Origin of the sequence: Actinomadura darangshiensis (assembly GCF_004349235.1) — a bacterium.
GTDB classification, from domain to species: domain Bacteria; phylum Actinomycetota; class Actinomycetes; order Streptosporangiales; family Streptosporangiaceae; genus Spirillospora; species Spirillospora darangshiensis.
Map to the genome: position 1 here is coordinate 1 of NZ_SMKY01000334.1, position 9014 is coordinate 9014.

The 9014-nt window shown below is 65.7% G+C and carries 7 protein-coding genes and 4 pseudogenes; 7 read left to right on the top strand and 4 right to left on the bottom strand.

Going from position 1 to position 9014, the window contains the following annotated elements:
• Window positions 1-269: 269 nt before the first annotated feature.
• The 5 genes and pseudogenes from E1293_RS49900 to E1293_RS40290 form a co-directional block, all read left to right on the top strand.
• Window positions 270-479 (top strand): annotated as a pseudogene (locus E1293_RS49900) (DUF6444 domain-containing protein); the annotation flags it as partial.
• Between the two features lie 118 nt (window positions 480-597).
• Window positions 598-1551, top strand: coding sequence for a hypothetical protein (locus E1293_RS40275; protein ID WP_132204292.1), 954 nt, complete (start codon window positions 598-600; stop codon window positions 1549-1551).
• Window positions 1552-2773: 1222 nt separating this feature from the next.
• Window positions 2774-3265: pseudogene (locus tag E1293_RS50860) on the top strand (RHS repeat-associated core domain-containing protein); the annotation flags it as partial.
• Window positions 3266-3562: 297 nt separating this feature from the next.
• Window positions 3563-4096 (top strand): hypothetical protein, encoded by a 534-nt coding sequence (locus tag E1293_RS48105; RefSeq protein WP_165978615.1) that lies wholly within the window; start codon window positions 3563-3565, stop codon window positions 4094-4096.
• Window positions 4097-4128: 32 nt separating this feature from the next.
• Complete coding sequence (locus tag E1293_RS40290; protein WP_132204296.1) at window positions 4129-4488, top strand: hypothetical protein; 360 nt, start codon at window positions 4129-4131, stop codon at window positions 4486-4488.
• 59 nt (window positions 4489-4547) lie between these two features.
• Here E1293_RS40290 and E1293_RS48955 read toward each other — a convergent pair.
• Together E1293_RS48955 and E1293_RS50865 are read right to left on the bottom strand one after the other, a co-directional pair.
• Window positions 4548-5114 (bottom strand): annotated as a pseudogene (locus E1293_RS48955) (ISAs1 family transposase); the annotation flags it as partial.
• A gap of 186 nt (window positions 5115-5300) precedes the next feature.
• On the bottom strand, window positions 5301-5681 hold the full coding sequence (locus E1293_RS50865) for a transposase family protein (protein ID WP_207939386.1): 381 nt from the start codon (window positions 5679-5681) through the stop codon (window positions 5301-5303).
• A gap of 730 nt (window positions 5682-6411) precedes the next feature.
• On the opposite strand from E1293_RS50865, the pseudogene E1293_RS50870 reads away from it, so the two are divergent.
• Both E1293_RS50870 and E1293_RS40310 read left to right on the top strand, forming a co-directional pair.
• Window positions 6412-6724: pseudogene (locus E1293_RS50870) on the top strand (transposase domain-containing protein).
• A 293-nt stretch (window positions 6725-7017) separates the two neighbouring features.
• Window positions 7018-7236 (top strand): hypothetical protein, encoded by a 219-nt coding sequence (locus tag E1293_RS40310; protein WP_132204302.1) that lies wholly within the window; start codon window positions 7018-7020, stop codon window positions 7234-7236.
• Between the two features lie 585 nt (window positions 7237-7821).
• Here E1293_RS40310 and E1293_RS40315 read toward each other — a convergent pair.
• Together E1293_RS40315 and E1293_RS40320 are read right to left on the bottom strand one after the other, a co-directional pair.
• Window positions 7822-8184 (bottom strand): DUF397 domain-containing protein, encoded by a 363-nt coding sequence (locus E1293_RS40315; protein ID WP_132204308.1) that lies wholly within the window; start codon window positions 8182-8184, stop codon window positions 7822-7824.
• A 2-nt stretch (window positions 8185-8186) separates the two neighbouring features.
• A partial coding sequence (locus E1293_RS40320) for a helix-turn-helix domain-containing protein (RefSeq protein ID WP_132204304.1) occupies window positions 8187-9014 on the bottom strand: 828 nt, incomplete at its 5' end.

Here is a 9014-nt window from a genome sequence, read left to right on the forward strand (position 1 = left end):
CCTCCACCCCCTGACCACCCCGGCAGGACCCTGGCCGCAACGGGCGTCTGCTCCGCAGCCTGACGCCGCCCGCGCACAAAATGCCTTTCATACCGGCGGCCATGCCCCGTCAAGACGCCACATCCGGCCGAATTGCAGAAATTCGTGCACGCCCCGATGTGCTGACTCTGAGTATCGAGATAAGCGGGTACCTCGGATCGGCGTAGCTGGTCAGGTGCTGGCGGCTTGTCCGGTTTGATCTTGGCTGCCTGAAGTCTGATCATGGTGGGGTGTCCGCCGGTGAGCAGCCTTCCTATGAGCAGCTTGCGGCGGAGAACGCGCGGCTTCGGGTGATGGTGGAGTTGCTGCGGTCGGAGTTGGCGGAGCCGAAGGCACAGCTGGGTGCGAACTCGCGGAACTCCTCCAAGCCGCCCTCGTCGGACGGGCTAGCCAAGCCGGTGCCCAAGTCGGTGCGGGGCAAGAGCGGTAGGAGGCTGGGCGGCAGGGCCGGACGTTGTTCCAGGTGGCTGATCCGGACCGGCGGGTGGAGCATGTGCCCGGGCGTTGCCGGGGTTGCGGGGACGATCTGGCGGGAATGCCCGGGGCCGGTGCGAAGCGGTGGAGACCGTCTCGGTCGCCTGCACCACGACGCCCGACCGTCCCGCCCAGGTCGTCTCCGACCTGCGGACCCACTACGACAACGGCGGCTTCGGCGACGCCCCGTCGATGGGCCGCGCCACCAAGCTTGAAGAGGCGGCCGGGTACGACGGCGGCACCCCGACCTACGTGACGAAGTCCAAGACCACTTACGACTCCGTCGGACGCAAGACAAAGGTGGAGGACGCGCTCGGGCAGGCCAGCACCACCGCCTACACGGACACCCACGGCCTGACCACTGGGACGCAGACGACCACTCCGCCGGCCACACCGGGCAATGCGTCCACGGCACTGACCACCGTGCAGGTACTGGATCCGGCCTGGGGCCTGCCGACCCGCACTACCGACGCCAACGGACTGCACACCGATCTCGTCTACGACGGGCTGGGCCGGCTGACCGAGGTGTGGCTGCCCAACCGGTCCAAGGCGGCCGGCGACCAGAAGCCGAACTACGAGTTCGGGTACCGGGTGACCGAGGGCCAGATCACCGCGGTCACCACCAAGACCCTCACCAGCGGCGGCGCGCAGCGGGTCGCCAAGATCGAACTGCTGGACGGGTGGCTGCGGTCCCGGCAGACCCAGGCACCGGGCCCGGACGGCCGGCTGATCAGCGACACCTTCTACGACGAGCGCGGCCAGGTCGTCAAGACCTACGCCCCTACCCCGCGGCCGGTGACCCGGAGACCGCCCTGTTCGGCGTCGGCACCCCCGGCAACATCGAGACCCAGACCCGCACCGAGTACGACGGGCTGGGCCGCAAGACCGTCGAGAAGCTCACCAAGGGCGACGGGTCGCAGCCCGAGCAGGAACTGTGGCGCACCACCTACGCCTACGGCGGCGGGAACCGCGTCTCGGTCACCCCGCCTGACGGCGGCACCCCCACCGCACAGATCACCAACGCCCGCGGGCAGTTGATCGAACGCCGCCAGTACGAGGCGTCCACCCCCACCGGCGACTACGACGCCAGTCACTACACCTACACCCCGGCCGGGGAGATCGCCTCGGTCACCGACCCGTCCGGCAACACCTTCACCACCACCTATGACCTTCGTGGACGCAAGATCCAGACCACCGACCTCGACAAGGGCACCACCACCTTCACCTACGACGACCTCGGGCGGCCGACCTCGACCACCGACGCCCGCGGGAAGAAGGTCTTCACCACCTACGACGGCCTGGGCCGCAAGACCGCCACCCACGAAGGAACGGTCGACGGGCCGCTGCAGACGTCGTTCACCTACGACACTGCGGCCGGCGGCAAGGGCAAGCTCGCCAAGGCGATCCGCCACCACGACGGCGCACAGTACATCGACCAGGTGCGCGGCTACGACGAGCTCGGACGCGTCGAGGCGGCCAGCGTCACCATCCCCGCGCAGCAGGGCGCGCTGGCGGGCACCTACCTCTACACCAAGGCCTACAACCTGGACGGCACCGTCCAGAGCGAAAGTCCTGTCGTCGCCGGAGGACTGCCCTACGAGACCGTCGTCCACACCTACGACACCTGGCAGCGGCCCACCCGGCTGACCAGCCCCAAGGGCACCTACGTCAACGACACCGTCTACACCGCCACCGGCAAACCCCTCATCCTCGAACTCGGCGTCGAACCCAAACGCGTCTGGCAGACGTTCGCCTACCAGTACGGCACCCAGCGGCTGGACCGCGCCCGCAGTTACCGCGAGGGCCTCGAAGGCTCCGACCGCAACGCGGTGTACCACTACACCGACGCCGGCACCATCACCTCCATCACTGATGACTCTCGCGACGGTGTCGACAACCAGTGCTTCACCTACGACCACCTGCAGCGCCTCACCCAAGCCTGGACGCAGGGCACCACCAGCGCCTGCGCGGCCGAACCCACCGACACGCTGATCGGCGGCCCTGCGCCGTACTGGCAGGGCTTCACCTACGACAAGGCCGGCAACCGCACCGGTGAGACCCGCCACGGCCTCGACGGCACCGCCGACACTGTCCGCACCTACACCTACGCCCCTGCCGGGCAGGGCAACCGCCTCACCCAGGTCGCCCAGACCGGACCGGCCGGGCAGCGCACCGACAGCTACACCTACGACGCCACCGGCAACACCACCGCCGTGCAGACCGCCGACGGCAGCCCCAGCACCTCGACGCAGACCTTCGAGTGGGACACCGAAGGCGACCTGGCCAAGGTCACCGAGAACGGCAGCGACGAAACCTACATCTACGCCGCCGACGGCACCCGCCTGATCCGCAAGGACCCCGCCGGTGCCACCCTCTATCTGCCGGACGGTACCGAACTGCGCGCCCTCAACGGCGCCTCCACCACGACCGGTACCCGCTATTACAGCTTCGCCGGCAAGACCGTCGCGATGCGCACCTCGAACGGCCCCATCACGTACCTGACCAGCGACCACCAGGGCACCAGCCAAGTCGCCGTCAACTCTGCCACCATGGCAGCACGACCCGGCGCTTCACCCCGTTCGGCGCGATCCGCGGCTTCGACGACGACGCCACCTGGCCGGGCGACAAGGGCTTCGTCGGCGGCACCCAGGACACCACGGGCCTCACCCACCTCGGCGCCCGCGAATACGACCCCGACACCGGCCGGTTCCTCACCGTCGATCCCGTCTTCGACTTCACCGACCCGCAATCGTGGAACGGATATGGCTACGCCGGGGGATCCCCGGTCACCTTCAGCGATCCCGATGGACTGACCAGATGCGACGTCGGCGCCTGCCCCACCCCCTGGCAGAACGTCCACGGGCCCAATTTCTGCGAGACACATAACTGCCACAAGAGCGGCGCACCTTACAACGGACCGGCGTGGGCCGACCCCGATAACAATCCTTACAGCGGGCAAAACGGCCGGTACGACCGGCGGAATTATAACCGAGCTCAGAACTACCTCAAACAGCACTCGAGACTCGCCCAACAGCTCTCCGTCCAACGCATGGCTGAGCGAATCGCCTGGCAAAAGGAAATCCACAGGCGGCTTGCGGCAAGGGCCGCCGCGCTGCGCGCACAACAAAACTCCTGTCATGGCTGGAAATGCGGATTCCAAAAGGCTGCCGGCGTCCTCGGCGTCGTCAGCACGATTGCCGGAGCCATTCCATTGTGCACGGCGTGCCAGGCGGTCTCGGTCGGGCTCGGGCTCGCCTCCGCGGGGCTGTACGCAGCGACCGGTGACTGGAAAATGGCCGCGAAACAACTGGGTTCGACCGCGATCGGGTTGGTCGCCGGCGGCACGGGTCTTGGCATGATACGAACGTTCGGGAAGTTCGGAAGAATGTACAAGTACACATCGTCGTCGTCAAAGATTAGCCGCGCGTACGGACACGGTCGGACCATGCTGAATCACGGAGGTGCGGTCGGCAGCTTCCAGAAGGCCGCACGAGGGGCCGGTCGGGGTAAGTCATTCCAAATGTACTGGGGAACCAAAATCCAGTGGTCCGGCACCGCATTGGGAATGGCGGCGACTTCATGAAAGGTGTATGATCTCGCGGGACTGGAGGCAGCATGGCACTGACCGCGGCGATCTCGGCCCTAGCGCTCGTCATCGCCCTCACGCTGAGGGACCACAAACTGCTCGGCCCCGGCGGTACGGGCGCCGCCGTCATGGTGTGGGTGGCGGCCCCAGTGCTATTGCTGATCAAGCTCAAGTGGTATGGCTGGTCAGCCGAGAAGACTCTCTGGTCCACTGCGGCACTGTTCATGTGGGTGATCGTGTGTGGCACGGGAAGGCCCGGCATCTTGCTCTCAACACTCTTCATGGATGAGCCTAATGTGCCGCAGCGTGTGCTCCTGAGATCCTTCATCGGGCAGGCCGTCCTGGTCATTGGCATCGTCGTATTCGTAGCTGTCGACGCCTATGCGTAAGACAGCCGAGAATCAAGTGTGAGACCGCTACACACCCCCCCCTTCTCGGCCAAGGCCGACTACGCGGGCATCAGGGCGAATGCGTTCTCAGGTAGTGAGATCGAGTAGTTGAAGTGTGTGTGGTCGGGGTGTGCCCGGTAGTGGTCGTTGGCGGCGGCGATGTTGCTCCAGCCCATGAGGTCGGTGAGGGCGATGGCCAGGTTGCGCAGGCCGGCCATGTTGCGTGGTGCGTGACCGGTGCGGACGTGTGAGCGGTCCTCGGCGTAGGTGACGTCGCGGACGTGGTGCAGGGCTTCGATGGACCAGTGCCCCCGGATCAGGGCGGCGAGCTGGGCAGGGGTTGCGTGGCCCGGGGCGAGGCTGGTGACGGCGTAGACGGTCTTGATCGTCGTCGTGCCGGTGGTGCGGTTGGTGCGGCGGCGTTTGACCTGGAGGGCCTGGACGGCGTGCGGGAACAGCAGACCGGGCCGGACGGTGCAGACCTTCAGCCGGCGGATCTCCCGGCGGCCGTGCCCGTCGGCGACGGTGCGGTCCTGCAGCTCGATCTCCCGCCAGGGCAGGCGTTTGAGCTGCCGGTGCAGGTTCTTCTGGTTCCCCTTCACGACCAGGAGGTAGTGCGCCTTGTGTCCCTGGAACCAGGCGGCGGGCGTGTTCGCGCTGGGTGTGCAGGGCGTCGGCGGTGACGACTTTGCCGGTCAGGTCCAGGCCGACCAGCAGCGGGACGAACGCGGGGATCTCGTTGCTCTTGGTCTCGATCTGCCGTTGCGCCACCACGGCCTGGCTGTCGTGCAGGGCCGCCGCGAGCAGGTGCGTCACCGTCCCGTCCGGGCGGCGGCTGCCCCGCAGCGTCTTGCCGTCCACCGACATCGCCTGCGGTGCGGCCTGGTTCCCCGCGTCGGGGTCGTGGGCCAGGGCCGACAGATACGCTCCGATCGTCTCGTCTCGTCTCGTCCCGTCGAAGGCGTCGCCGTCGAGCCGAGTAGCCGCCCCAGCGTGGTCACGACCGGCCGTGCCGACGGCAGCCTCAGGTCGGCGAGCACGCGTGCGTCAAGTTCCGCGGTGATCCTGTCGATCTTGGCCAGGCTGGTGGCGCCGCTGAGCACGGCGACCAGGCACAACGCCAGCATGGGGCCGAGCCGGTACCGGCGGCCTCGGCGACGCCGCGGATCGGGAATGCGGTCCAGCACCTCCACCAGCGTCGGCAGGCCGGGAAGGTCGGTGGCGGGAGATGGCAGGACGACGCCCTCCCGCCGTGGCGAACCAGGGCGTCGATCGGGGAAGATGGCACGCGAACGCGGTCCCTGTCTTGATCGTCTGGCTTAGACACCCAAGATCATCGGGGACCGCGTTCATCGTTCACAACCCCGGGTACCGCCTGCCGTTGGCCTGCCGATCTACCGGCTCATCTCAGCACCTGAGAACGCATTAGCCCTGGCACGAACCAGCACACGACATCACGCAACCACACCGACCGAGATCAACTTCTCAAACACGCACTCAGACCCGCTCATCCAGCCATCCCTGAACGAGATCCGCCGTCTCCTGGCCAGGCTGCTCATCTCCGCCGCCACCACCATCGACCCTGTCCTGCACTGGTCACTGTTCCGCCGCACCCACCAGACGCTCGCTCTGATCAGCCACTACCGGCAGCGCGGAGACCCTATCCCCCAAGAACTGCGAATGTAGTACAGGTAGATATTGCGATGAATAACCAAAGTGGAGGGCTTGATCTCTATGAAGTAAAGGTGAACCGTTCGAACCATATGAAAGGGCAGCGCAGGAAGGGCAAGTGGCTGGAGAAGACCTATAATTTCAAGTTTCCGGCTATGGCCGATTCGTACAGCGATGGCGGTGGTTACGGTTCTGTCGTGGCAGAACGAATCGGTATTGGCGTGCTGACGCGGATCGATCCGCGCGAGCTGGGTGGGCGAGGTAATGCTGGAATCTGGCAGGCGCGAGCAGCGGCTGCGTCAACTTCCCGCGCGCGTGGTTGTCTATTTCGTAATGGTGATCGCTTTTTCATGGTGCATCTTACGAAGAGGTCATGCGGAAACTGGTGCAGGGGGCGCGCTGGCCGGGGAGCTGGCGGGCTGAATGGACGATCCCGACGCCGGGGGCGTTGACCCAGGCTAGACGGCGTCTGGGCGTCGAGGTGATGCGTGATCTCTTCGAACGCGTAGCGGTTCCCGTGCCCCGCGCTCCACGAAATCGGTGCGCAACGAGAAACCGAGGTTAGGCCGGCAATCCGGTTTCTGGCCACCGACGCCGTCGGCGATGACAGGCTGATCATCGCCGACAATGGGGTGTACAGTAACGAAAACCGGAAGCGGATGTCAGTTAAGGATTCGTGGGTGTCGAGCCGAGGGGTCGAATGAGAAAGACTATCCAGCTGGAGGCGATATCTGGTGGGTATCGGCTCAGTTTGACGAAGTCGCAGCACCGGGTACTCGTCAATGTATTCGCGGCGTTCAAGGAGAGCTTGCGGATGCAAGGGAGATCGATCTGCTGATCGGGTCGGCCGGGAACCGCGTGGAAGGTCTGCTGGCGAGCGGCGAGCAGGGTTCCGGAAGTCGAGTCGTAGTCGATGTGACCTATGAGGAGGCTCATTCGATTTATGCGCTGCTTGTCTGCACGCTACTTCTATTCGCGAACGAAGAGACGTTCTTCTCTAGAATCGGAGCCTTCAGAGAGAACCTTACCGACATGGCCCACGGCTTTTGGAAGGTGGTTCGTGAGTTGGGCGACTGATATGCGGCGGCACGTGGTGCTGGCTGCGGGGGAATGGTTGCGTGTGGTGCGCATGCTTGGGGGGCCGGTGCCGGACGTCGGCATGGACGGGTGGCGCAGGCGGCGAGTGACGCATGTGGAGGCCGGGCTACGAGGACTGGCGGTGTCCGGCCGCACCGGCGCCGGCCGTCGATGGGGCAGGGCCACTCGGGGGACGGCAGGACAGGTGGTGGGACGCGGCGCCTGCGGGAAGGGCGGGCCGGGCGGTGGGACAGGGGTGCTGGCGGGAATAGTGGGCGGACGGGGCGCGGGTTCCGGCGTAGCACCCGGCTGCCGGAACGGTCGGCGGACTCGACGGCCGGCATGGACGCGCGGCGAGGACGGCGGTGGGCAATGCACGCGGGGCCTGTCGGCGAGGAGCAGCGGTGTCCGGTCGGATTGGCACGCGGCCTGGACGTCCTGCCCGTTGTTGGCCTTTGGCCTTGTGGGGTCGCCGCCCGCCGCGTGACCGTGGCACGTCGCAGGTCAACGAGCCAGACGTGGACGGCGAGAGCCCCGTTCCGTGTGTTGCGCGCGGATCGGGGGCTCTGCCTCCTCAGGGACGGGTCAGGTCAGGTCGAGGACACCGTTTTTGACCTGGGACGCGAACGCCTGCCACGCGGAGGGACCGAACACCAACTTCGGCCCGTCCGGGTCTTTGGAGTCCCGCACCGCCACCGCTGCCGCCAAGTCCGCCACCTCGACGCACGCCCCCCCGCTGCTGTCACTGCTGCTGCTCTTACGCCACTGCTCATCAACGGGGCTCACAGCCGCCACATCCACACACTCGGCTCCCGACGAGTCGCTGTGGCTGCTCTTCTGCCACTGAGTAGCTCTCACCGGCACGACTGAGCCGACTTCAACGCAGGAGCCCCCCGAAGAGTCGCTGTGGCTGCTCTTGCGCCAGCGGGTGACGTTAACGTCCCACATCTTCACAACTCCTCGATGACCCTTCTGATCAGGCGCTCTGACTCTTCGGCCGTCAACGCCGACGCCCTCACTTGATCGAAGACTACGACAAGCTCATCTAGATCATGTGGGCTTTCGATCAACCGGCCATGGCCGCCGGCCGCATCAACGAAGCCCACATCTGGACGGTCGGCAAAGTTCAGAAGGATGATCTCGCCTGCCTGGAAGACGGGCGCGTTGGCCGGGATGACTTGAAGTGTTGCATGAGGCAGTTGAGCCAGTTCAAGAAGGTACTCAAGCTGTCCACGCATCACTTCTGGTCCAGCCGCGACGCTCCTGATGGCGATTTCGCTAAGCACGATAAGCAACCATGGCGGCTGCTCCCTCTCGAAGATCACTCGTCTCGCCATCCTCGCGGCGATGAGCTCCTCCACCTTCTCCTTCCGGTGTCCAACCTTGAGCACCTTGCTGGCGTACTCCTCCGTCTGGAGCAAGCCCGGTATGAGCAGCGGTTCAAAGATCCGCATGTAGGTCGAGTCCGGCTCAATCTCGATAAAGGGACGGAACCCTGGAGGCACGACCTGGATGTGCTCCAGTTGCTGATTCCATTTCCATATGCGGTGGAATGTCCCGTTCGTCTCAAAGAAGGAGTCGCAGTCCCTGGCAAAGTCCTCGGATGGTGCGTTCTTGCCCGACTCGATCTGTCCGATCCATTGGGGCGTGTAGCCGAGCCTTTCCGCAAGCTGAGGCCGAGACAAACTGGACGTTTCCCGATAAGTGCGCAACTCCACACCGAAGTACTCTGTCGGCGAGGATGGGATGCCGGGGTCGCAGGGGCGGCGGGGCACGGG